The 24,232-nt window shown below is 35.7% G+C and carries 26 protein-coding genes; 13 read left to right on the top strand and 13 right to left on the bottom strand.

Features of this window, described 5'->3' with window-relative positions; all coding sequences use genetic code 11:
- Positions 1-152: 152 nt before the first annotated feature.
- The 3 genes from AC5LXV_RS04115 to AC5LXV_RS04105 all read right to left on the bottom strand — a co-directional run bounded on the left by AC5LXV_RS04115 (position 153) and on the right by AC5LXV_RS04105 (position 2,809).
- The gene (locus AC5LXV_RS04115) at positions 153-755 is read right to left on the bottom strand and encodes a YjaG family protein (protein ID WP_493467440.1); all 603 of its coding nucleotides are present in this window, start codon (positions 753-755) and stop codon (positions 153-155) included.
- Positions 752-1,822 (bottom strand): uroporphyrinogen decarboxylase, encoded by a 1,071-nt coding sequence (gene hemE, locus AC5LXV_RS04110; RefSeq protein WP_493467439.1) that lies wholly within the window; start codon positions 1,820-1,822, stop codon positions 752-754. Before hemE ends, AC5LXV_RS04115 begins: the two co-directional genes overlap by 4 nt.
- A gap of 81 nt (positions 1,823-1,903) precedes the next feature.
- Positions 1,904-2,809, bottom strand: a complete 906-nt coding sequence (locus tag AC5LXV_RS04105) for a LysR family transcriptional regulator ArgP (protein WP_034883838.1) — start codon at positions 2,807-2,809, stop codon at positions 1,904-1,906.
- A gap of 209 nt (positions 2,810-3,018) precedes the next feature.
- Here AC5LXV_RS04105 and rpiA point away from each other — a divergent pair, with 209 nt between their 5' ends.
- Together rpiA and serA are read left to right on the top strand one after the other, a co-directional pair.
- The gene (gene rpiA, locus AC5LXV_RS04100) at positions 3,019-3,681 is read left to right on the top strand and encodes a ribose-5-phosphate isomerase RpiA (RefSeq protein WP_493445822.1); all 663 of its coding nucleotides are present in this window, start codon (positions 3,019-3,021) and stop codon (positions 3,679-3,681) included.
- A gap of 59 nt (positions 3,682-3,740) precedes the next feature.
- Complete coding sequence (gene serA, locus AC5LXV_RS04095) at positions 3,741-4,982, top strand: phosphoglycerate dehydrogenase (RefSeq protein ID WP_110434657.1); 1,242 nt, start codon at positions 3,741-3,743, stop codon at positions 4,980-4,982.
- A gap of 271 nt (positions 4,983-5,253) precedes the next feature.
- Here serA and srlR read toward each other — a convergent pair whose 3' ends face one another.
- From srlR to srlA, 6 genes are all read right to left on the bottom strand, one after another.
- Positions 5,254-6,033, bottom strand: coding sequence for a glucitol operon DNA-binding transcriptional repressor SrlR (srlR, locus tag AC5LXV_RS04090; RefSeq protein ID WP_034883842.1), 780 nt, complete (start codon positions 6,031-6,033; stop codon positions 5,254-5,256).
- Between the two features lie 100 nt (positions 6,034-6,133).
- Positions 6,134-6,493: a transcriptional regulator GutM gene (locus tag AC5LXV_RS04085; RefSeq protein ID WP_493452181.1), complete on the bottom strand. Its 360-nt coding sequence runs from the start codon at positions 6,491-6,493 to the stop codon at positions 6,134-6,136.
- Between the two features lie 135 nt (positions 6,494-6,628).
- Positions 6,629-7,408, bottom strand: a complete 780-nt coding sequence (gene srlD, locus AC5LXV_RS04080; RefSeq protein WP_110434656.1) for a sorbitol-6-phosphate dehydrogenase — start codon at positions 7,406-7,408, stop codon at positions 6,629-6,631.
- A 10-nt stretch (positions 7,409-7,418) separates the two neighbouring features.
- Positions 7,419-7,787, bottom strand: a complete 369-nt coding sequence (gene srlB / locus AC5LXV_RS04075; RefSeq protein WP_493445820.1) for a PTS glucitol/sorbitol transporter subunit IIA — start codon at positions 7,785-7,787, stop codon at positions 7,419-7,421.
- A 96-nt stretch (positions 7,788-7,883) separates the two neighbouring features.
- A complete protein-coding gene (srlE, locus tag AC5LXV_RS04070; protein WP_110434654.1) occupies positions 7,884-8,885 on the bottom strand; it encodes a PTS glucitol/sorbitol transporter subunit IIB in 1,002 nt (333 codons plus the stop codon).
- 33 nt (positions 8,886-8,918) lie between these two features.
- Complete coding sequence (gene srlA / locus AC5LXV_RS04065; RefSeq protein WP_034883846.1) at positions 8,919-9,467, bottom strand: PTS glucitol/sorbitol transporter subunit IIC; 549 nt, start codon at positions 9,465-9,467, stop codon at positions 8,919-8,921.
- Between the two features lie 268 nt (positions 9,468-9,735).
- Between srlA and AC5LXV_RS04060 the strand changes: the two genes are divergently transcribed.
- The 11 genes from AC5LXV_RS04060 (at position 9,736) to ulaA (ending at position 20,557) form a co-directional block, all read left to right on the top strand.
- Positions 9,736-10,338: a Dps family protein gene (locus tag AC5LXV_RS04060; protein ID WP_493467438.1), complete on the top strand. Its 603-nt coding sequence runs from the start codon at positions 9,736-9,738 to the stop codon at positions 10,336-10,338.
- 83 nt (positions 10,339-10,421) lie between these two features.
- Positions 10,422-10,970 carry an NADPH-dependent FMN reductase gene (locus tag AC5LXV_RS04055; RefSeq protein WP_493452177.1) on the top strand — a complete coding sequence of 183 codons (549 nt, stop codon included), beginning with the start codon at positions 10,422-10,424 and terminating at the stop codon, positions 10,968-10,970.
- Positions 10,971-11,037: 67 nt separating this feature from the next.
- The gene (gene mutH / locus AC5LXV_RS04050; RefSeq protein ID WP_110424413.1) at positions 11,038-11,718 is read left to right on the top strand and encodes a DNA mismatch repair endonuclease MutH; all 681 of its coding nucleotides are present in this window, start codon (positions 11,038-11,040) and stop codon (positions 11,716-11,718) included.
- A gap of 211 nt (positions 11,719-11,929) precedes the next feature.
- The gene (locus AC5LXV_RS04045) at positions 11,930-12,349 is read left to right on the top strand and encodes a PTS sugar transporter subunit IIA (protein WP_110434651.1); all 420 of its coding nucleotides are present in this window, start codon (positions 11,930-11,932) and stop codon (positions 12,347-12,349) included.
- Positions 12,350-12,841, top strand: a complete 492-nt coding sequence (locus tag AC5LXV_RS04040; RefSeq protein ID WP_034883852.1) for a mannose/fructose/sorbose PTS transporter subunit IIB — start codon at positions 12,350-12,352, stop codon at positions 12,839-12,841.
- 28 nt (positions 12,842-12,869) lie between these two features.
- The gene (locus AC5LXV_RS04035) at positions 12,870-13,682 is read left to right on the top strand and encodes a PTS mannose/fructose/sorbose transporter subunit IIC (protein ID WP_493452174.1); all 813 of its coding nucleotides are present in this window, start codon (positions 12,870-12,872) and stop codon (positions 13,680-13,682) included.
- A 17-nt stretch (positions 13,683-13,699) separates the two neighbouring features.
- Positions 13,700-14,530 carry a mannose/fructose/sorbose PTS transporter subunit IID gene (locus tag AC5LXV_RS04030; RefSeq protein ID WP_110434649.1) on the top strand — a complete coding sequence of 277 codons (831 nt, stop codon included), beginning with the start codon at positions 13,700-13,702 and terminating at the stop codon, positions 14,528-14,530.
- 161 nt (positions 14,531-14,691) lie between these two features.
- Complete coding sequence (locus tag AC5LXV_RS04025; protein ID WP_493467437.1) at positions 14,692-15,936, top strand: zinc-binding dehydrogenase; 1,245 nt, start codon at positions 14,692-14,694, stop codon at positions 15,934-15,936.
- 107 nt (positions 15,937-16,043) lie between these two features.
- Positions 16,044-17,015, top strand: a complete 972-nt coding sequence (locus AC5LXV_RS04020) for a sugar-binding transcriptional regulator (RefSeq protein ID WP_493467436.1) — start codon at positions 16,044-16,046, stop codon at positions 17,013-17,015.
- 172 nt (positions 17,016-17,187) lie between these two features.
- Entirely contained in the window at positions 17,188-18,606 is a 1,419-nt protein-coding gene (locus tag AC5LXV_RS04015) for a glycoside hydrolase family 28 protein (RefSeq protein WP_493467435.1), read from the top strand.
- A gap of 697 nt (positions 18,607-19,303) precedes the next feature.
- On the top strand, positions 19,304-20,557 hold the full coding sequence (gene ulaA / locus AC5LXV_RS04010; RefSeq protein ID WP_493452172.1) for a PTS ascorbate transporter subunit IIC: 1,254 nt from the start codon (positions 19,304-19,306) through the stop codon (positions 20,555-20,557).
- Between the two features lie 51 nt (positions 20,558-20,608).
- Here the strand turns inward: ulaA and argA are convergent, their stop codons facing one another.
- The 4 genes from argA to aroE form a co-directional block, all read right to left on the bottom strand.
- Positions 20,609-21,937 (bottom strand): amino-acid N-acetyltransferase, encoded by a 1,329-nt coding sequence (argA, locus tag AC5LXV_RS04005; RefSeq protein WP_493467434.1) that lies wholly within the window; start codon positions 21,935-21,937, stop codon positions 20,609-20,611.
- 167 nt (positions 21,938-22,104) lie between these two features.
- Complete coding sequence (gene aroL / locus AC5LXV_RS04000) at positions 22,105-22,620, bottom strand: shikimate kinase AroL (RefSeq protein WP_034884340.1); 516 nt, start codon at positions 22,618-22,620, stop codon at positions 22,105-22,107.
- A gap of 205 nt (positions 22,621-22,825) precedes the next feature.
- Positions 22,826-23,179 carry an Aca2/YdiL-like domain-containing protein gene (locus AC5LXV_RS03995; protein ID WP_110434643.1) on the bottom strand — a complete coding sequence of 118 codons (354 nt, stop codon included), beginning with the start codon at positions 23,177-23,179 and terminating at the stop codon, positions 22,826-22,828.
- Between the two features lie 153 nt (positions 23,180-23,332).
- On the bottom strand, positions 23,333-24,163 hold the full coding sequence (gene aroE, locus AC5LXV_RS03990; RefSeq protein WP_493467433.1) for a shikimate dehydrogenase: 831 nt from the start codon (positions 24,161-24,163) through the stop codon (positions 23,333-23,335).
- Positions 24,164-24,232 lie beyond the last annotated feature (69 nt).

Genomic DNA, 24,232 nt, shown 5'->3' with positions numbered 1-24,232 from the left:
ATATTTATTTTATTGTTAAAGTTAACATTATAAACAAAGTTAAAACCTAACTCTGCTTCTGTAAACGTGATTTAGATTACGTAGCTATTAAATGTAGTCTATATTTGCTCAATGTTAAAGAAAAATTTAATAGAAATTAAAAAAATAATGCTTCAACTGGCTTGATCGCTCAAAAAAACACCAATATTGCTAATTTCTGCTGACCGAATGTCCATTTTAAGACCGCGAATCAAATCAATGCTTTCATTATTTTCATCAGTTAATAATCGATATATTTCCCATTGCAAATCAAATTCTTCAATTACACAAGGTAGAGATGATTGTTCATCTTCCGCCAGATCAATATTGTCTTTGGTCATTTCAAATTCCGCTACAGTAGTTGCGGAGATACTGCTAACTCTGGCGGTATGTTCCACTATTTCGCCACTGATAAAAGAGTGTAGAATCTCACTCAATGCCTGACAAGCATCAATAGCAGGGTAAACCATATATGGGCTATCATTATTGACAATTGGAATTAGTGATTCTAATTTCTCGAGTTGTAAATCAAAATTGATTTTTACATTTTCAACTAACAATGATTCCCAAATAAGATCAAGAATTTTTTTATATCCAACAGCTGACAGTTCATCTTGTTGCAAATTGCAATAGTAAATAAAATTTGGGTACATTCGTTCACATAAACAAACCATAAATAAACGCTGCTTCCAGACGGGCAACTTTGCTAGCCTTAATTGAACTGGATTTTTAATCATGAATGAAACCTTTTTGACTGTTTGTGTACTGCATCAACTAAATATTGCACATGCTCAATCGGAATATCTTGGTGGATACCGTGACCTAAATTAAAAATATGACCATTATAGTGACCAAATTCTGCCAAAACTGACTCTACGTTAGACGCAATAGTTTCTTGATTGGCATATAATATTGCCGGATCTAAATTACCTTGTATGGCAATATTACCTTTTTGGTCGATTTGATTCAAATCAACTGTCCAATCTACACCGATTGCATCACATCCTGAGTTAGAAATCGCATCAAGCCATAGACCACCGCCTTTGGTAAATAGCGTCACAGGAATATAAGAGTTAATATTCTGGCTTTTCTTACCACGTTTTAGTTGCGATATAATTAATTGCATATAATGCAAAGAAAAACTTCGATAACTTTGGTGACTAAGTGCTCCGCCCCAGGTATCAAAGATCATAATTGATTGCGCACCAGCCGCTATTTGAGCATTTAAATATAGTGCCACACTGTTAGCTAATTTTTCTAACAACAAATGTAGTGCTTTCGGTTCGCAATAAAGCATTTTCTTTATTTTAGTGAATGTCCGACTACTACCACCTTCAACCATATAAGTCGCTAACGTCCATGGACTACCAGAGAAACCAATCAATGGAACTTTACCATCTAACTCCAGCTTCGTTAAGCGGATAGCATCCATGACGTAGGTCAGCGATTGTTCTGGATCAGGTATTGGCAATTGGGCTATATCGTTTAAACAAGAAACTGTTTTTTTAAATTTCGGTCCCTCACCTGTTTCAAAATATAAACCAAGCCCCATTGCATCAGGAATAGTTAAAATATCGGAAAAAATAATAGCTGCATCGAGATCAAAGCGTCGTAATGGTTGTAACGTCGCTTCACAGGCAAGTTCTGGATTTTGGCACATGGCCATGAAATCACCCGCTTTAGCTCTAAGCTGCCGATATTCAGGTAAGTATCGACCGGCTTGACGCATCATCCAAATTGGCGTGTAATCTACAGGCAAACATTGTAAAGCTCGTAAATAACGGTCGTTTTTCAATTGGCTCATCTTTTTAGCTCTATAAATTGTAATAGAAGGTAAAGTACATAAAACAATATTATGATCAGATAAAAATAGTTAATCTGACTGTTATTTGCGTTCTTGGTGCTGTGACAATATGCGTTGTGCGTAACGAATCAATGTTTCGGAAATATTTTGCATCACGCTACTTTCAGGCGCAAAACGATGCCAATAAAGCATACGTCTTTGGAATAAACCTTCGGTCAAATTAACCAATTCGCCATTTTTTAACTCCTGCTCGACTTGTAGCATCGGAATCATACAGCAAGCAGAACCTTGTTTAGCTAATTGGACAAAAGCTTCAGATGAACTGGTTATATGGCAAATAACACTGCCAGGGGTAAGATTAAAGTTCTCTTGCAAGAAGGCTTGATGCATATCGTCCAAATGGTCAAATGCTACCGCTGGAGCTTTTAACAGCGATGAACGGGTTACGCCATTAGGGAAGTATTTTTTAGCAAATTCCGGAGAAGCAACAAAAATATAGTCTAATGCACCTAATAAATCCGATAAACAACCTGGTAATGGATTAGGTTGAATACTAATGGCCGCAACAACGGTTCCTAATCGCAGTAGTTCTAAAGTATGCTCTTCATCTTTGACTTGAATATCAAAACGTAAAATATTTTTATCTAATACCGGTTTTAAAGCAGGTAAAAACCATGTTGCTAAAGAGTCAGCATTAATGGCGATGGATAATGATAGTGGTGTCGTATTTTGTTCATTGTCGCCTAACCATTGTTGTTCCAACAATTCTACTTGATGCAATAATCCTAAAAGATGCTCCCCTTGTTTAGTTGCTTTTGGGGGAATCGTTCTCACTAAGAGTTGCTGACCAAAAAAACTTTCCAATTGTTTAATTCGTTGCGAAACCGCTGGTTGTGTAATACACAATTTATCAGCTGCTCGTTCAAATCCTCGCTCTTTTATCACTGCATCTAATGCTTGTAATGCTCTATAATCTGGACGCTTCATAATCTCTTTACTAATGATTTGATCTACGCTTGGTCATTCAAGCTACTTTAATTTTGCAAAAAAATTCAAATCGTTTTAAAACTTTATAGATTTTCTAAAAATACTAATGATTTTTGCTTTCCAATTGGTTACTATGCCATATCTTAAATAATTTTGCTTTTAAAATTTTATTTTTTTTGATCGAAATTGGATTTACACACGGTGATATCATGACACAAGATGAACTAAAAAAAGCAGTGGGTTGGTCTGCGCTAAAATTTGTTAAACCTGATTCATTAGTCGGCGTAGGCACAGGATCTACCGCAGCACACTTCATTGATGCCTTAGCTACAATGAAAGATCAGATAAAAGGAACTGTCTCTAGTTCAGAAGCCTCAACCCAAAAATTGAAAAGCTATGGCATACCAGTATTAGACTGCAATGATGTTGATAGCTTAGATATTTATGTCGATGGAGCAGACGAAATTAATCATAATATGCAAATGATTAAGGGCGGAGGCGCTGCATTAACCCGAGAAAAAATTGTATCGGCTCTGGCAAAACAGTTTATCTGTATCGTTGATGAATCCAAAGTGGTAGATGTGTTAGGTAAATTTCCACTACCTGTAGAAGTGATTCCGATGGCACGCTCTTATGTTGCTCGTGAATTATTCAAACTTGGTGGCAAACCCATCTATCGGCAAGGTGTGGTTACCGACAATGGTAATGTCATTTTAGATGTTCATGACCTTGTCATTGCCAAACCTATGGAATTAGAAGATCGAATTAATAGTATACCCGGTGTGGTCACAGTGGGATTATTTGCCAATAAAGGAGCAGATATCGCCTTAGTCGGTACCAGTTCTGGCGTAAAAGAAGTAACAAAAAAATAGATTGCAGTTTTAATGTTGCATCATAAATTGATTTAAATATAAAAAATAGAGAGGAAGAGATGGTTGTTCAAGCGTTAACTAAAGATGAAAATAAGTTTCTATTACTTGAAGGTGTCCACCCTAGTGCGATTGAAACACTTAAATCGGCAGGCTTTAACAACATCGAATATCATAAAGGTGCACTATCGCGATCCGAACTCGAAGCGGCATTAAAAGATGCAAGATTTATTGGTATTCGTTCAAGAACACATTTGACCAAAGATATCATCGATGCCGCTCCAAAACTAGCGGGAATTGGCTGTTTCTGTATTGGTACTAATCAAGTTGAACTTGATGCAGCAACAGTTAAAGGAATCCCTGTTTTCAATGCGCCATTTTCCAATACTCGTTCGGTTGCTGAACTAGTGTTAGCCGAAGCAATCTTATTACTTCGTCGTGTGCCGGAAGCTAATGCCAAAGCTCACCAAGGTAAGTGGAACAAATTAGCTACCGGCTCTCATGAAGCACGCGGCAAAAATTTAGGCATCATTGGTTATGGGCATATTGGTAGTCAATTAAGTGTATTGGCTGAATCATTAGGCATGAATGTTTATTTTTATGATATCGAAACCAAATTACCGCTAGGCAATGCTAAACAAATTTCAACTATGAAAGAATTACTTGCGATGAGTGATATTGTCAGCATGCATGTTCCTGAAAATTCAACCACCATTAAAATGATTGGTAAATCAGAAATCGATATGATGAAATCAGGTTCAATATTGATAAATGCTTCCCGCGGTAGTGTGATTGATATCGAGGCCTTAACTCAAGCGCTTGAAAACAATAAACTTAGTGGTGCTGCAATTGACGTTTTTCCTAGTGAACCAGCAACCAATAATGACCCATTCGAATCACCACTGTGTAAATTCGATAATGTGATTATTACCCCACATATCGGTGGTTCAACCAGTGAAGCCCAAGAAAATATTGGCATTGAAGTTGCAACTAAATTAGCAAAATATTCAGATACAGGGGCAACCCTTTCGGCGGTTAATTTCCCGGAAGCCTCCTTACCGATTCCGGCAAAAGGCTCGAGTCGCTTTATCAATATTCACCACAATCAACCCGGGGTATTGACGGCAATAAATACACTATTTGCGGAACAAGGTTTAAATATTTCAGCTCAGTATTTACAAACTGATGCCAAAATTGGTTATGTGGTTATTGATATTGATAGAGTAGAACAAAATAAAGCGGAAGAGTTATTGGTGAAATTAAAAAATGTAGTCGGTACAATTCGAGCAAGATTACTGTTTTAATCTGTGTTAGCCAAGCGTTCGGGTGATAATATTCAAGGTAGTGTTAAAGGATAATAGCGTCCGAGCGCATGATAACGCGTTCTAAAACAATTTGATTCTAAAACAGTTTGTGTTCTGAAACAAATTAAGCATTTTAAGACGTTACGATTAGTGACCAGCAACCCCATCTTACATAAAATTATCAGAATTGGTGGTTAAATATCGGGTTTATCAGCCAATATTGAGCGTGGCTAAACTCCATTACGCAAATTTTTCAGATTCTAAAAATGCGTTATTTATCTAACGGTTTTACTTTTATAACTTTGATACCTTTTTCAATTAAAGCGTCGTAATATTTATCATCTAAATTATTGTCGGTAATAATGGTATCAACTGATTCAATATCACAAACCACATTTGGGCTGCGTCGTCCAAATTTGGTTGAATCAACCAATAAAATTAATTTAGCAGCAGCTTTACTCATCGCCACACTGCCATGATAACTCTCATTGAAAGTTGTTACACCACCAACAACATCGACACCATCAGCCCCCATAAATAATTTATCAAAAGAATAAGATTCAAAAGCAGCAATTGCGGAGGCATTATTACTATGAAACGAGGCTGATTTACGGCGAAAGGTACCACCGGTTAGAATAATGGTTTGATCATCATCATTCGCCACCAGTTCATTAACCATGTGTAAGCTATTGGTCATAATAGTTAAATTATTAAATTGAGCTAGCATGGGGATCATCTGCGCAACAGTACTACCGGCATCAAAAATAATTGAATCACCTTCATGAATCAGTTTTGCGGCTTCTTGAGCAATCGCTTTTTTCGCGGCGGTATTGATGTAGGTTTTATGATCGATAGCTCGGTCACCGATTTCTCGATTTAACATCGCACCACCATAAGTTCGCAGGACTAAACCACTCTCATTAAGTTGCGTCAGATCTTTTCTTATTGTCGTTCCAGTAGTTCGAAAATGTGCCACTAATTCATCAACGCTAACCTGTCCATGATTCTGTAAATATTCTAAAATTGCCGTCTGCCTTTGTTTAACTTTCATGCCGAGATTCCATTATTTTCACAGTAAATAAGATCATTTATTTTGCAAGATAGTATACTTCAATCTAAAAGAAAATACTTTTCAAAATAAATGTTATTTACTATTTGCTCGCAGTTAGTGCGGTTGACAATGCACTTTGCGAAGCAGGATCATTCGGATATATCGTTTCAGGAATAATTTCTTTTGCATTAAGTCCAAGTAATTGAGGAATGGCTTTAGGTAGTGCAAATACTGTAATGCCTTTCATGCTAATTGAATCAATTACCGTTTGGTTTTCGTCCAAAGAAACAGCAATTAAAACTCGCGGCTTAAACCATTTGGTTTGGCTACGACCAACACCTAAATATCGCCCCTTTTTCATCGCCAGAAAAGCATGATTAAATCGGCGGATTTGCAACCAACTAAAAACGATTTGGACACACCATGCCATAAGTGCAAAAATTATTAACGTTGTAGTCATATTCATGGTTATCTCCAGTAATAGTTTATGCTAAACAAACAATGCGAAAGTGCTAATTGACACTTCCGCACTATATTTTATATTAATACATGATTTTATATTAATACATGATTTTATATTAAAACATGATCTTAATTAGAACATGACTTGTCCGCCAGTAATATTGATTGATTGACCAGTACAATAAGAGGCTTTATCACTCGCGTAAAATAGCAGTACATTAAGTACATCTTGATAATCACAACCCCGTTTAAGTGGCACTTTATCAATATAAACTTGCTCTACCTCACTTTCTGGTATACCCAATTTTTTAGCGTATTGAGGAATTAATGATTGGAACATTGGTGATTTCAAGAGATTACCTAACATTAAGGAATTTACAGTAATACCATAATCAGCAAGATCGAGCGCAAGTGATTGAGTTAAACCAACGCCACCAAATTTAGCTGCACTATAACCGGAATTATGTTTACTACCAACTTTGCCTGATTTGGAATTGATTTGAATAATTCGACCAGCTGTATTATGTTTGAGCATTAATTTAGCAAATTCACGAGCACATAAAAAATACCCAGTAAGATTAACGTCTACTGATAATTGAAAATCCTTTAAGGCAAAGTTAGTGATGGGTGCCGCTTTTGCTATACCTGCGCTATAAACCATTAAATCAGCTCGATTAAAGGTATTATCAACATCTTGTGCAAGTTTAATCACACTCTCTTCATTAGTTGCATCAACACCAAATCCTTTAGCCGTACCGGCTCCATGTTTCTGGTTAATTGCATCAGCAACTTTAATTGCATTATCAACATTTAAATCGGCAACCGCTACATGATAACCAGCATCGGCAATACCTTTACATAAAAATTCCCCTAAAGTTTGTCCACCACCTATGATAACTGCAACTTTTTTCATTGTTTGTTCCTTAATTAGTTAAAATTTTGATTTCATCACCCACAAAAAGTTGATTTGGAATATCACCTTTTACATGAATAGTTCCCGGTAATTCGGCCTGACTACTGCCATCAAACCTCAATGTGATATGCCCCAATTCACGAAAATTGGTGTTAGCAACATCACCAACGGAGGTAATGTGATAGATATGTTTACCAATTTGCAAAACTTGGCCGACTTGAAGATCCTGTTTTAAATCCTCATGACTATGTATAAAACAGTAATCCGCCAAATCTGAAGGCGCTCCATTTTTAAAGAGTATCAACATGCCATCAGCTAAGGCATCTGGAGCAAACTCACCGATTTGATTAATTTTTGATTGATAGATAACATTCGACATCGTTAACCTTCTCTAATTTTTTAGTTAAGGCGAAAACTTTAGTTTCGCTGTTGACCAAAGAGGGATGATCCTCATCCCTAAATAGTTAAATACACTTTAATGGTAGATAAATAACGACACCCCCCAAGCAATTAGCACGGTTGGTGCACCAGTTAAAAATCGACTTACTAAAACAGAAGGAACACCTACCCGAACAGTATCTTGTTTCGCTTCCGCAAGGGATAAACCAACAGGAATAAAATCACATGCAGCTTGCGCATTAATGGCAAACAATGCTGGTAATGCTAAATGAGGCGGAATATTTCCTAGCCCAATTTGAACACCAACTAATGTGCCGATAACTTGGGCGATAACAGCACCTGGACCTAAGAATGGTGAAAGTAATGGGAAAGAACAGATGAGTGCTAATATCACTAAACCTAGAGGATTATCGGCTAATGGAACTAACCCATGGGCAATAAGATCACCTAATCCAGATGCAATGATGATACCGATTAAAGCAGATACAAAGGCCATAAAAGGTAGAATGGTTTTAAGAACTGTATCAATAGTATCCCGACCAGCTTGGAAGAAAACCGCTACACCAGAACCCATACCAATCCCAATTTTGGCTAATAAACCATCACTTTGTTCAGTGATTTTTTTATTACTGTCATAATTTTTAAATTCTGATGCTTTAGCATTTTGTTGAGATGGTTGCGCTGCAACTTCGTTAACCACATCACCATCTTTTTCAATCACGGTGATGTTGTTTGGCTTAACTGCTGAAACATAAATGTCTTCGACAATATATTGAGCAAGTGGTCCTGATTTACCGGTCGCGTGGATATTGATGGTTGGGATTCGGTTTTTTGGATAAATACCACAACGCAGTGTTCCACCACAGTCAATCACCGCGACGCCAATTTCCTCTTTAGGTGGCTCACCTTCTTTAAAACCGTCAATCGCTTGCCAACCGGTTAGTTCAACTAAAGTATCGACAATTGCCGGTCTTGTGCCTGCTGCAATATAAACTATTTTTTTACCAGCAACGATTGGCAGCTCTAATGGACCACCCCAACCTGCTTCACCTTTTTCAATACGAATATAGTTAGCCATTTTTATTTTCCTTTTATCGTGATAGATGAATTGTTATAAGTGAACTTTTCTATCTAATTTAATTCCCATTTTTCTTTCGAAAATGGCTGTACAAAAGTCAGTGATCCAACCTCTAAAGAAGTTAGTAATCAAACCGACAAGGAAATAACTAACAGCTAATGGACCTAATGGTAAATTTAAGGTGGTTAACCCAGCGGCAACCCCTAGGTAAACAAAAAGTTCCCCTGGATTTACGTGTGGAAATAACCCATTCATTGAGTGGCAGCTATAGGAAGATGCTGCATAATAACTAGGTTTGTAAAACTCTGGCATAAAGCGACCTAAGCTTAATGTCATCGGATTACAAAACACAAAAGTACCAATTAAAGGAAGGAATAAATAACGTGAAACTGGATTACCAGCACAAGCTTGTGCTAAACGTTCAATACGCTCTTGCCCGATAAATTTAATCACCGCATTCATAACAACTAATAATGAAATTAATAAAGGTAAAATCGAGGTGACCATCCCGACTAACACTTTACCGCCTTCTTGGAATAAACCGATAAACCATTCGGCTCCAAATGAAATTGTATCAATCATATTTTCTCCTATTGAGTTAAATTGCAAAAAAATATTAACAACTATGAAATCAAAAAAACTTTAACTAGATCACAATTTGAAACATTTTCTTTTATTTTGAAAGAAATTATTTAAAACGATAGGAAAAATGAGTTAAATAACCATTCATAGATTGTTGATATAGCAGTAATAGTTAAAAATAGCTCATTTTGATTGGACTTTAATAAAGAGTTGGCGTAATTTGGTTATGGTTAAGTAATCAATTAATTCACCTATAGGAGAATATTACATGGCTAAAAGTACTACTAAAAAAAGCACTACTACTTCAAAATCTGCAACAGCTTCAAAAGTTCTAACAGCAAAAAATGTAAGTTCTGCCAAAAAATTACAACAATCTGCAATTTTATTTCCAACTGATTTAGGGGAAAAAGCTTCAAAAGATATTTCTGGCGCAATGAACTCTGTTTTAGCAGATGTATTTGCTCTCTATTTAAAAACCAAAAACTTTCATTGGCATGTAAGTGGTCCTCACTTCCGTGACTACCATTTAATGTTAGATGATCAAGGTGAAGAACTATTTGCTATGACCGATCCAATTGCTGAACGTGTGCGCAAATTAGGTGGTACCACATTACGTTCAATTGGTCATATTTCAAAATTACAAAGTATTTCGGATAATGATGCTGATTTTGTTGAGCCATCAGATATGATCGCCGAGCTCTGCCAAGATAATATTAAACTGACTACTCGTATGCGTGTTGCTCATGATATCTGTGATAAATATAATGACTCAGCAACAGCAAGTTTAATTGAAGAGTGGATAGACCAAACAGAAAAACGAGCTTGGTTCTTATTTGAAACTAGTCGTAAATTGGACTCTTCAGGTCACTAAAAAATTAAGTGATCCTAAATTTTCATACCGACTAAGAGACACATTTTTGTGTCTCTTTCTCTTTTCATTAAGGAGAATTACAAATGAGTAAAAAAATTGCCGTGCTTGTTGGTAGTTTACGCAAGGATTCCTACAATTTAAAAGTGGCCAAAGTGTTTCAACAAATTGCACCAGCCTCACTCTCACTCAATATTATTGAAATTGGTGATTTACCTTTTTATAACGAAGATATTGATGTTGATACACCACCACCATCTTATAATCGTTTTCGCCAAGCAATTGCCAGCTGCGAAGGTGCGATTTTTGTTACCCCTGAATATAATCGTGGATTACCGGCGGTTATTAAAAATGCTCTTGATGTCGGTTCACGCCCTTATGGTAAAAGTGTTTGGTCCAAAAAACCCGCGGCGGTAGTTTCGGTATCACAAGGCGCTATTGGTGGTTTCGGTGCCAATCACCAGTTGCGACAATCGCTAGTTTTTCTTGATATGCCAACTTTACAACAACCGGAAGCTTATGTCGGTAATATCGCTGCCGCTTTTGATGAACATGGTAATATTAATGAAAAAACTCAGTCATTTCTTGCATTAATTATTGATAGTTATGCTAAATGGGTTGAAAAGCTAAGTTAATAGATTTATTTTAATATCCACAACCAATATAATTGATTGTGGATATTATTAAATTTATTTAAAACACATGCCAAACTTCTATCCTTCTAATGAACAAGAGTTGTTAAATCGTGCCAAATTAGCTGCTGGTTATAGCTTTGCTGAGATAGCGCAATATGTCAATATGCCTATTCCTGCTAACCTTAACAAACAAAAAGGCTGGGTAGGCAATCTTATTGAAACTTATCTAGGTGCGAATGCGGGGAGCAAAGCCGAGCGCGATTTTGCCAGTTTAGGTATCGAATTAAAAACCATTCCAATTAATAAACAAGGCAAACCATTAGAAACCACTTTTGTTAGTGTTATCCCCTTAATGGCTAATCATGGAGTGATTTGGGAAACGAGTCATGTAAAATACAAACTCAGCAAAGTACTATGGATCCCTATTGAAGGGGAAAGAAGTATTCCTCTAGCCGAAAGAAAAGTAGGACACCCCATACTGTGGACGCCAACTTTTGAACAAGAGCAACAGCTTAAACAAGATTGGCAAGAATTAATGGATATGATTGCCCTTGGTCAAGTAGAAAAGATTACAGCACGCTATGGTACCTATTTACAAATCCGACCAAAAGCCGCCAATGGCAAAGCTTTAACTGAAGCGATTGGTGAAAATGGCGAGATCATTTTAACTCGCCCAAGAGGCTTCTACCTGAAAAAATCATTTACTTTACAGATCCTACAAAATTCAATGACTCATTTTATTAATTAATAAATGATCATTCGATTCTCTAATCTTTAATTTTTTTGATCTTACAAAATACCTCTTTTTTTCGTTAAAAAAAAACTTTTTCTTTTATTTTGCAAGAAAATCAAACCCACGTCACACTTTTGCACATTGGTGATTTACTTTGAACATTTGTGAATATAGATTCGTTTAAACATTTGTGAAGCAACAAAAGAATTTGTGAAAGAGGTGTGATATGAACTTTATATTAGCAGGCCATGGCAACATTGCTGTAGAAATGAAAAATAGTATTGAAATGATAGCTGGCGAGTACCCAAACTTACATGCTATCACTTTTCAATTAGGTGATGGTATTGAGACGTTAAAAGACAAATATCTAAAAATCATTAATCCACCAACAGATCAACCATTCATCATTATCACTGATATTTTTTCCGGTAGCCCTTATAACGCCGCCGCAATATTGGCTATGCAATTGGAAAATATCGAAGTTATCACTGGTTTATCTTTACCCCTTTGCTTAGCGTTATTACATCTTGATTATGCATCAATTAGCTTTGAAGAAGCTTTTGAACAACTTAATGACATCCAATCAGATTTCATCAAATCTTTCAAAAAAATATCTAAAGACATCGCTGAAGATGAGGAGTTTTAAATGATTATAAATTTAGTTCGTATTGATGACCGTTTAATCCATGGTCAAGTCACAACAGTTTGGACCAAAGAAGCAAAGGCGGAAAGAATCATTGTAGTGAGCGATGAAGTTGCTAACGACGAAATCCGTTCCACCTTAGTTAAACAAGCAGCCCCTCCTGGCATTAAAGTTTCTGTGGTGAGTATCGAAAAAGCAGCAGCAGTTTATCAAAACCCCAAATATGCAAATGATACCGTGTTTTATCTATTTACTAATCCAACCGATGTGGTGCGGCTAATTGAACATGGGGTACCAATTAAAAGTATCAATATTGGCGGTATGTCGTTTAAAACAGGCAAAAAACAGATTACTAAAGCCGTTTCAGTCGATGAAAACGACGTATCTGCATTTAGAAAAATGCAGCAAATGGGAGTTGAACTTTGTTTAAAAGTGGTAATTACCGATCCTAACGTCGATTTTATCAAGTTACTTGAACAAGAATTTCCCAATTAATTAATAGGAATAAACAAGGAGGCAAAACATGGAAATTTCATTATTTCAAATTGTATTAATATTTATCTTTGCTTGTATAGCCGGTATGGGAAGCGTACTTGATGAATTTCAAACTCACCGCCCACTAATCGCTTGTACGGTAATAGGTTTAATATTAGGTGATATAAAAACAGGTATTATTCTAGGGGGTACGCTTGAATTAATAGCATTAGGATGGATGAATATTGGTGCCGCCCAATCACCTGATTCTGCACTAGCTAGCGTCATATCGACGATCTTAGTCGTAGTTGGTAAGCAAGATATTCAAACCGGAATCGCCATCGCCCTACCCGTTGCCGCAGCAGGACAAGTGTTAACGGTGTTTGCTAGAACCATCACCGTGGTCTTCCAACATGAAGCCGATAATGCGGCTGAAAAAGTTCAATTCAAAAAAATAGAACTTTTACATTACAGTGCGCTGTTTGTACAAGCATTACGCGTAGCAATACCGGCAACTTTAGTCGCCATTTATGTTGATGCTAATACCGTTAACTCCCTATTAAGCATGTTACCAGATATTGTTACTGGAGGCCTTGCCGTTGCTGGTGGATTTATTGTTGTCGTTGGTTATGCAATGGTATTAAACATGATGATGGTCAAATATTTAGCACCTTTCTTCTATTTGGGCTTTGTTCTTGGTGGTTATCTAAACTTTAGCTTACTGTCATTTGGTATTTTAGGCGTTATTTTTGCCATTCTTTATGTGCAATTAAATTCTAAATTTAATACCAGTAAAAATAATGAAAAAAACATTGTGGCAAATAATCATTCAATCATTGCTGATGATGAGTTAGATGATTAATAAATAAGGAATTTATTATGAAAGAAATATCAAATACTATTCAAAAGAAAGATATTGTTAGTACCTTTATTCGATCTAATTTTCAACAAGCATCTTTTAATTATGAACGCATACATGCCTTAGCTTTTTGTGTTGATATGATTCCTACCATCAAACGAGTATATAAAACAAAAGAGGAGCAACGCGAAGCATTAAAAAGACATCTAACATTCTTTAATACAACTCCGGCTATGTGTGGGCCAGTTATCGGCGTCACCATGGCAATGGAAGAAGCTAAAGCCAATGGTGCTGATATCTCTGACGGTACCATTAACAGTCTGAAAGTAGGTCTGATGGGGCCGTTAGCGGGAGTGGGTGATCCATTAGTTTGGGGAACGTTACGGCCAATAACGGCGGCGCTAGGTGCATCATTAGCACTGAGTGGCAATATCGCTGGCCCATTATTGTTTTTTGTCATATTTAATTTAATTCGACTGGCAATGAAATGGTATGGCTTAACTTATGGGTTATCAAAGGGAATCGGTATCGTCAAAGATCTCTCGGGTAATATTCTGCCAAAATTAACCGAAGGCGCAACTATTTTAGGCCTATTTATCATGGGCGTATTAGTCACCAAATGGACCTCGATAAATGTTCCACTTATTGTGTCACAAACGGCTGGCATCAATGGTGAAGAGGTCATTATGACAGTACAAGGCATCCTTAACGATCTGGTGCCAGGCCTGTTACCGCTAGCATTAACACTTTTAATGATGAAATTGTTAAGGAAAAAAGTAAGTCCAATAATCTTAATTTTTGCACTATTTGCGGTCGGCATTATTGGCTACGGCTTAGGTATTCTAGGCTGATACTAGGGGGAGAAGAAGATAAAAAATTGATCATCCCAAAATGAATAAAAAGGTTCAGAGTTATTTAATAATTTAGTCATAGTGCTCTGCTTTATCCAAATAACCAGACTTTGAACCTTTCCATCAACCAATTTAACCAAATTTAAAAATAAGAGGAATATATGAGAACTCATGCGGTTAGACTATATGGCAAAAATGATTTGCGCTTAGCGTCATTTGAACTACCAGATATTACTGATGATGAAATTCTAGTGACCGTCATTGTTGATAGTATGTGTATGTCTTCATTGAAATTAGTTAATCAAGGTGAAAATCATAAAAAAACACCACCTGATTTAAAAAATAACCCAATTATCATTGGACATGAATGTTGCGGTGAAATTATAAAAGTTGGGAAAAAATGGCAGCATAAATTTAAACCAGGACAAAAATATGTTGTTCAAGCCAATTTGCAACTTGCGGATAGTCCTTACTGTGTCGGTTACTCCTATCCATATACCGGTGGTTGTGCAACTTACATGATAATTAACCATGATGTACTGAAACAAAACTGCTTAATCCCTTATGATGGACAAACCTATTTTGAAGGCGCGTTAATTGAACCGCTATCATGCATTATTGGTGCATTCAATGCTAATTTTCATTTAAAGCCAAATAGTTATGAACATATCATGGGAATAAAACCTAATGGTAATTTGATTATTTTAGGTGGTACTGGTCCGATGGGAATGTTGGCAATAGATTATGCATTAGGTGGCCCTATCGCACCAAAAAAGATTGTCGTAACTGGTCGCAGCAAAGAAAAAATAGCACATCTAAAAAGCCTTTATCAATCTCGTAATGGTATTGAATTAGAATTTGTGGATATTGCCAATATTGATGATCAAGTCTCATTATTAAAAGATAAATCCACAACCGGAAGTTTTGATGATATTTTTGTTTTCTTACCTTCGCAAGAGTTGATTCAACTTGCCTCGCAATTATTGGCGATTGACGGTTGTCTTAACTTTTTTGCCGGTCCACAAGATAAGAACTTTTCTGCTGAAATTAACTTCTACGATGTTCATTACAATTTTACCCATATCGTTGGTACTTCAGGCGGTAATACCAATGATATGCGCGAAGCTGTTAAACTTATTGAATCGGGAGCTGTCGATGTGGCAAAAATCGTATCGCACATTATGGGTATTGATCAAGCGAGTAAAGTCACGCAAATACAGGATCAAATTAAAGGTGGAAAAAAATTGGTTTATACCCACAAAAAGTTTGATCTTAAAAATGTAGAATCACTAAATGAAGATGCGGATGATGTTGCTTTACACCAGATACTATCTAAAAATCATGGCATTTGGTCAAAAGAGGCCGAAGATTATGTTTTAAACTATTTTCCTGATATCGATTCTTGATTTTTTGGTATACTCTCTATTCACTTCGAGTTGTCATACAAAAAAAACTTCTTGAGGTGAATAAAAACACTGAGTATTTAATAACTAAAAAATAAGATAACGCTACTATGATTAATCAAAATTTTAGCAACGACGAACTTGAACAACACAAGTTGTTAATTAAGATTGCTCAACTGTATTATGAAGAAAACAAAACACAGTCGGAAATAGCAAAAATCGTTAATATACATCGTTCAAGCATTAGCCGAATGTTAAAAACAATACGCGAGCTTGGTATTGTTTCGATTTCGATTAATTATAATTTGTTACCGGATATCGCGTTAGAAGAAAAAATTTGTAATAAATATCATTTAAAACAAGTGATTGTCGTGCCGGTTAATCTTGATAACGACAATGAAAGTAAAAATCAGATTGTTTGTAATGTCGCCTCAAATGTTCTACTGAAAAATATTACCGAAAATGATGTCATTGGTGTGTCTTGGGGGCGGTCGATCAATTATATTGTTAATAGCTTAAAAAATGATAATGCTACCTTCGAAAACGTTACTATCGTACCAATGATCGGTGGCCCTTCTGGCAAGATCGAAACTAAATACCATGTCAATAATATTGCTTATAAACTCTCTGATAAACTTAAAAGCCAAGCGATATTGATTGATTACCCGGCTATCGTCGATACAGCCAATTTAAAAAGCGAAATTGCCAAAACTCAACATATGAAAGAACTCAATAATTGGTGGGATAAAATCACCATTGCTTTATTTAGTATTGGTTGCCCTGCGATATCTAAAAGCTCAATTTGGTATGGTTTTTATGGTGAACTTTTTCAAAAAGTTACCAACCGCAAGATTGTCGGCGATATTTTATCGCGATTTTATGATAAAAATGGTAAGGAATTACAAACCCCACTTCATGATCAAATTATTGGGGTAACATTAGAAAACCTCAAAAAAATTCCCCTAAAAATATGTGCTAGCGGTGATCCTGAAAAACTTAATAGTTTGATTGCGGCATTAAAAGCAAATTATATCGATATATTAGTCGTCAGTGATGAAATGGCTAATCAATTAGTCAATTGATTACCTGAGTAAATGGCTATATAGTTCGCACGCTATAAATTAAAACATCATTTCATTTTTTATAAATTATTTTTCAAATTTGTGACTCCATTAACAGATTCTTTGGTTATTAACCAAGATAATCACTTTTAAATTCACTATTTCATCTTTTATTGTTTATCAAGGAAAAAACATGTATCAATTAATTATAAAAAATGGATTATCTATCAGTTTACTGACGCTTACTGCTAGTTTTACTGCGCTAGCCTCGCCTTCATTTTCTCCTGTTACTTTGGACAAACTAAATATTCCGCCTAAACAATGTAATGTTAGAGACTATGGCGCTGAAGCCACCGGTATTTGGTATGACACCAAAGCATTTCAAACGGCTATCGATGATTGTGCGCAAAATGGTGGTGGCAAAGTTATTGTTCCTGCTGGTTATTACCTATCTGAACCACTGTTTTTAAAAAGTAATATTGAATTTCATTTAGAAAAAGATGCTGTGCTACAAGCTTCTGCTGAAGAAAGTGCTTATCATCCCACAGAAGAACGACAAAAATGGTCAAGCTCGGCTAAATCATTACCATTGGCTGAACAATGGATTGGCTTTATTAATATTGCAGAAGAAAAAAATATTGCTATCACAGGTGAAGGTATTATTGATGGGCAAGGTTCAACGCTTTTAGAAAAATATCGCGCGGAGACTCGTAAGGCAGGAAAAAAAGGACCAACAAATCGTCCACGTTTACTTTTATTTAAAGACGCGAATAATATCTTAATTGAAGGCGTCACCATACAGAATTCACCAAGTTTTCATATCGTTTTTAAAAATGTCGAAGATATTACGATTAATCAAACAACCATATCGGCTCCTGCTTGGTGGCAAAATACCGATGCAATTGATCCGATGAATAGCCGAAGAGTCACCATCACCAAAAATAACATCAGTGTTGGTGATGATCACGTGGCAATAAAATCGACAATCAGCAATCTTAGCCATGATTTCTATATTGCAGATAATAACTTTATGCTTGGGCGAGGATTATCTATCGGCTCAGAAACGAATGGCGGTGTAAGCAATTTACTAGCAGAAAATAATACTTTTACTGATGCAATGTATGGTATTCGAATAAAATCGCCAAGAGGTAAAGGCGGAGAAGTCAAAGATATTCACTATAACAACAACACAATGATAAATGTAAAAACGCCTATTGTACTGTCAGCTTATTATAAAGGAGGACCAACTACTAAAGATGCGAGAGTTAAAGCGTTGCAAGAAGGGGAATTTGCCGGCGGATTTATGTTAGGCGACCAAATCTACCCAGCTGATAATGAACAACCGAAAGCATATAAAGAAAACGAAACCCCATACTTTAATAACATAACCTTTAATAATCTTACAGTTAAAGGTAAAACCAATTATGCAGGTTTTATCATTGGAACTCCTGAAAAGCCATTCGATAATATCAAATTTTCTAATATTAATATTCAATCTGAACTTGGTTTTAAAATTCGTAATGCATCAGTAGAGTTCAGTAAAACGACAATTAAGGTAGAAAAAGGAGCTGATATTATTAAAGAAAATGGTAGTAAAATAACTAATAAATAATTTAATGTGTTAATTTAGATTGCATTAGATAAAGATCTTAGCTAACAGAGTGTTACCTGTTTTGATTGTCGATTTACTTGCTTAATATCAAAATAGGTAACGCTCATATTTTCGATTGATTCTAGCTAAAGTAGACCTTAACTATAGTTAATTTTTTACCTATACCCTATTAACTCGCCAACCGTTAAGCTTGATATTATAAATGCATCAGGTCTAAAACCACTATAATCCACTAAGCTTGTTTTATAACTCCACCTCTTATTCTCAAAACCAGTAACTCGGTGTAGCCCTTCTCATTTTTCACAAAAAACAGCAATAACTCAAACAAACATTAGCGATAAAAATAATTAATTAAAATATTACTTAAAATGCGTCGAGGATATTTTTTGCAAATAAAACTGATTTAAACGATGTCTGTATAGCATCTTATCAATCTCGGCTTAGTTAATGGCTAGTTGGTTACTACTCAAAATTTAGTGACGCTTACTGACTACACAACTTTTTTACAATAACTGCCATAACTCAAACAAACATTAGTTGAAAAAGATCATATTAGCATCGGCAATTAAGATAAATAATTTGTTACTAATTGATTATCTGTATATTTCATTTGTTAAATTGTGATCTAAAACACAAAATGAAATGGCGTTTTATTTATAATGACCCAATATTTTATTATTATCTTTGGAGTGGAACTATGGCGCTTTTTCTAAATATTTTTGGTCAGCCAGCTATCATTATTGCATTAGTTGCTTTTATCGGTCTGATATTACAGAGAGCTAAAATTTCTAAAATTATTACCGGTACACTACTTTCATTTATTGGTTTTGTACTAATTAAAACCGGCGGAAAAATCTTAGGCGGCGTGTTAATCATGTTTAGTAACATGTTTACTCACGCTTTTGGAATGCATGGGGTAGTACCTAGTAATGAAGCTATTACCGCGTTAACGATGGAATCACTTGGCACAAGTGCTGCTTTTATTCTCTTTTTTGCGATGATAATTAATCTCCTGTTGGCCAGATTTACCCGCTTTAAATCGATTTATCTATCCTTGCACCTAGTGCTATTTATGGCATTTTCATTCACCGCTGTTTTACAAGGGATGGGCTATAATGGCTATACCATTGTTGCTTCTGGCGCAGTTATTATTGGCCTTTATATGGCGGTATTTCCAACTTTACTCTCTAAATTTAGCCGGACAATAATAGGCAATAATGATTATTGTATTGCTCATGCAGGGACTATTTCATATTTAATAGGATCTTATTTAGGTAAATGGCTCGGAAATAAAAAAAATGATATTGAACATATTAAAATCAATGACCGTTTTAGCTTTTTAAGGCAGTCTGATGTGGCGACATTTATTACTATGTTTGTCTTACTATGTTTATCTGGCGCGTTTTCTTCTGCTGATTATTTAAAAGATATTCTTAAAAATAATACATTCATTATTTTTGCGTTGGAACAATCTGCAATTTTTGCCGGTGGTCTGTACATTGCTAAAAAAGGGGTCGCTATTTTTACTGAAGAAATTATTCCTGCTTTTAAAGGATTTGCTCAAGTTGTTGCACCGGGTTGTGTGCCAGCGGTCGATCCGATGGTGTTATTTGATAAAGCACCAAATTGTGTATTAGTGGGCTTTATTGTTAGCTTCTTTACTGAAATAGCCTGCGTGGTTGTTTTTCCTTTTATTGGTTTGCCAATTATTATTCCTGGAATAATGGCAAGTTTCATCACCGGTGGTACAGCGGCAATCTTTGGTAACTCAACTGGTGGCGCAAGAGGAGCGATTATTGCGGCCTTCGTTAACGGTTTACTTTTATGCGTATTACCTGCACTTGCACTACCTCTCTTTGCATTTTTAGGTGTTGAAGGTGTGACTTTTGCCGATCCTGATTTCACATCATTATCGTTAATCACCGAATTTATTGTTAAACTTTTTAGTTAAACAAAATAAAAAAGTCCGTTGTGATACGGACTTTTTCTTAGCGATTGGTTTTTAGATCAAATCAAACATTAAAATTTTCGAGTTTCTTTGATAATTATAAAGTTGTTTCTTTTTAATCGGTAGATCATCCACTTCAGCTGGATTAAAACCTTTTTCGCGGAACCAATGGATACTACGAGTAGTGAGTACAAAGATTTTTTCTAATCCTAAATTATTGGCCCGTTCCGCAATTTTTTCTAACAATAAATCACCGCGTGATGAGTTACGATATTGTGGATGAATGACTAAACAGGCCATTTCGCCCATCTTTTCTTCTGGATAAGGATAGAGTGCCGCACAACCAATGGTCATATGATCCCGTTCAATAATAGTAAATTTATCGATTTCAATTTCTAACTGCTCTCTTGAGCGTTTGACTAAAATACCTTGTTCTTCAAGTGGTCGAATCAGCTCTAAAATTCCACCAATATCATTTATGGTTGCCATGCGAATTTGTTCAGAATGTTCCATCGAAACTTGGGTACCGATACCGTCGCGCGAAAATAGTTCTTGTAAAATAGATCCATCCACTAAATAGCTAACCAAGTGGCTACGACGTACCCCATTACGACATGCTTTAGATGCTGCACGCAAAAAACGCGCCTCACTAGATAGATATTGGCCGGTTTGTTCTTTGTGATTAACATAATTATCAGCATCAATAGGGAACAGATCAGTAATTACATGTTTTTGTTCATCAAGTACTCCCTGTTCAGCACAAAAACTTATTAATTTATCAGCTTTAAGACGAATGGCAACTTCGGCTGCAACATCTTCTGATGATAAGTTAAAGCTTTCGCCAGTCACCGACACCCCCACCGGACCGAGTAAGACAATCGAGCCACGATCTAACTGCTGATCGATAGCTTCGTTATTAATTCGTCGAATTTTTCCGGTATGACAATAGTCGACACCATCGTCAACACCTAATGGTTGCGCTATAACAAAGTTACCACTGACCACATTAATATGGGCACCTTGCAATGGCGTATTATTTAAGCTCATTGATAAACTGGCGGTAATATTAAGTTGTAATAATCCAGTTACTTGTTTAACAATCTCTAGCGTTGAAGCATCAGTGATCCGGGTATTTTTATGATATTTCGGTTGGATATTATGGTTTTTTAACGACTCATCTATTTGGTTACGCGCACCATTAACAATCACCAATTTAATACCTAAACTATGTAATAAACCAATGTCGCTAATGATACTTGCATAATTATTACTTTTTAACACGGCGCCGGTTAATAAAATAACGAAGGTTTTTCCTTGATGGGCATTAATATAAGGGACTGAATGCCTTAAACCGTCAACAAGTTCAGTTGTTCTCTCTTTCATCGCACTACCATCCAAAATGAATATTTATTCACAATTTTTGTATTTTTATTTATTTTTTATCCAATAGCAAGTACTTTTTGAAAAATTCAAAAAGATAAAAATAGATAAAACTAATTTATAGAAATAGTTTAATGAATAATTGATGGCAGAAAATGAACGAAGTTAATTTAGTGACTTTGCAGTTTTTCAATCATCTGATTGAGAATTATATTTTCGTCCTGATCAACATCGACAATATGGTGCGCAGCATCATGATATAATGGTAAACGCTCAGCAAGCACTTTTTCCATCTCGTCGGAAATGGATAAACCGGTTAATGATGGTCGTTGTGCGACATTAGGATCTTTCATCAAACGAGCAGCTAAGGTTGCCGCCGGAGCAGATAGAAAAATAACAATGCCATTTTGTTTCATAAACTGTCGATTTTGTTCGGCTAACACCATACCACCGCCAGTGGCGATCACGCGATTCGGCTTAGCTGTATCAATAAGGACTTGGCTTTCTCTAGCACGAAAACCTTCCCACCCCTCTTTTTCAACAATTTCAGCAACCGTTCTTTGCGTAGTTTCAAGTAAATGACAATCTGTATCAATAAAAGAAAATGATAACTTATTGGCTAACATTTTACCCATGGTTGTTTTGCCAGCTGCTCTTGCGCCAACTAAAAAAATTGTTTTCTTCATTTTGGGTCCTTCTTGATATACCGCTCTAAATCTAAGTTACCTATGCTAGTGATTCATTTTTATTTTTGCAATATTTTTTTACAGAATGATTTAATTACATGCTATCCATATGATTTAACATAGAATAATATTAAGCAATACTGTAAACATATTGTTACAATTTACACAACGTTATTTAAAGATAATTTAGCATTGCGCCTAAAAATCAACACAACTTCTCTAAACCTCGAAAGTAAAGCTCTGTAGCAATAGATTGATGTAATCGCCATTGGATCACATCAAGTTCAGGATTAACCTTTTTAAACTCTTGATATGTCATGAAATAACGAATAGTGTTGCTACCAACACGGTCATTAATGCTATTGATAATCAATTTTATTTTTTCACTACGTAGATTTTTTAGTTCTTTCATCGCTGTGGCTACATTTTCAGGAATAGGTAAAGTACCGTTTTCCCAATTGCGCCATGTTTCCACATCGGTTTTACCAATATACTCACTTGCTTCTGAAATTTTTAGCATTAGAAAACGGCGAAATGCTTGTAATTCTAAATTAGTCATAAATTAAATACTCCTTTTCAATCACATTTTAAATTTACCAATCACACTTACTACTTTTCACTCTTACTGCTTTTTAGTAGATTTAATAAATTTTTTAGTATGAAGATTAACTACACATCCACCTCAATTTAATAAGATGGATGTTGCTAACTTTTATTTTCCTGCTAAGGCATCAATCACTGCTTGTTTTGCTCTATCGGAAAGATCTTTACCTGTCCAAATTTTAAATTGCGCATTTGCTTGACCAATAAACATCTCACGTCCAGAAATCGACTCCCAACCGGCTTTTTCAGCTTCTTGTCTAAATTTCGTGTTATATGGGGTATACACAATATCATAAGCGATACCTTTACCTTTGAACCATGCTTGTTCATAAGGCGTTTGCTCTTCAAATTTACCTTGCATACCTAATGGTGTTGAGTTAACGATAATTTGTGCTTCAACTTTATCTCTCTCTTCCCAAGCTACCGTTTTAAGATTAAATTCTTTCGCTAATGCTTCTGGTAAATCAGTGACAATATCGGTTACCGTTATATCGCTATATCCAAGATCATGTAAACCAACAACTGCCGCGCGAGCTGCGCCACCCGCACCTAGTATTAATACTTTTTTATATTCAGCAGGTACTTTCTTTTGCATTAATGGTTGCATAAATCCAATAATATCAGTGTTATCACCACAAAGTTTATCACCATCCCAATAAACTAAATTAGCAGCACCGGCTTTTTTAACATGCTCGCTGACTTCATCTAAATAAGGAATAATAGCTTGTTTGTGTGGAATGGTAACGCATAAACCACGAATATTGAGTAATCGAACTGACTTAAAAAGTGTTTCAATCTCTTCAGGAGGTGTTGGAAAAGGCACAAGTACGGCTGGAATACCATAATCTTGAAATGATGTAGTATGAATAAGTGGGCTCATACTATGCCCTAAAGGATAACCGATAATGCCATAGATGCTATATGGCGTGAACTGACTCATACTATCTCCTTGAAAGTAAGAAAATTAAGGCTAATAGATAAAATCTATACTATTAATAAATTGTTATTA

It is taken from the genome of Gilliamella sp. LMG 34359 (assembly GCF_984569085.1).
Note: the sequence above shows the minus strand (reverse complement) of the source record. Positions and strands in the feature narration are given on the sequence as shown.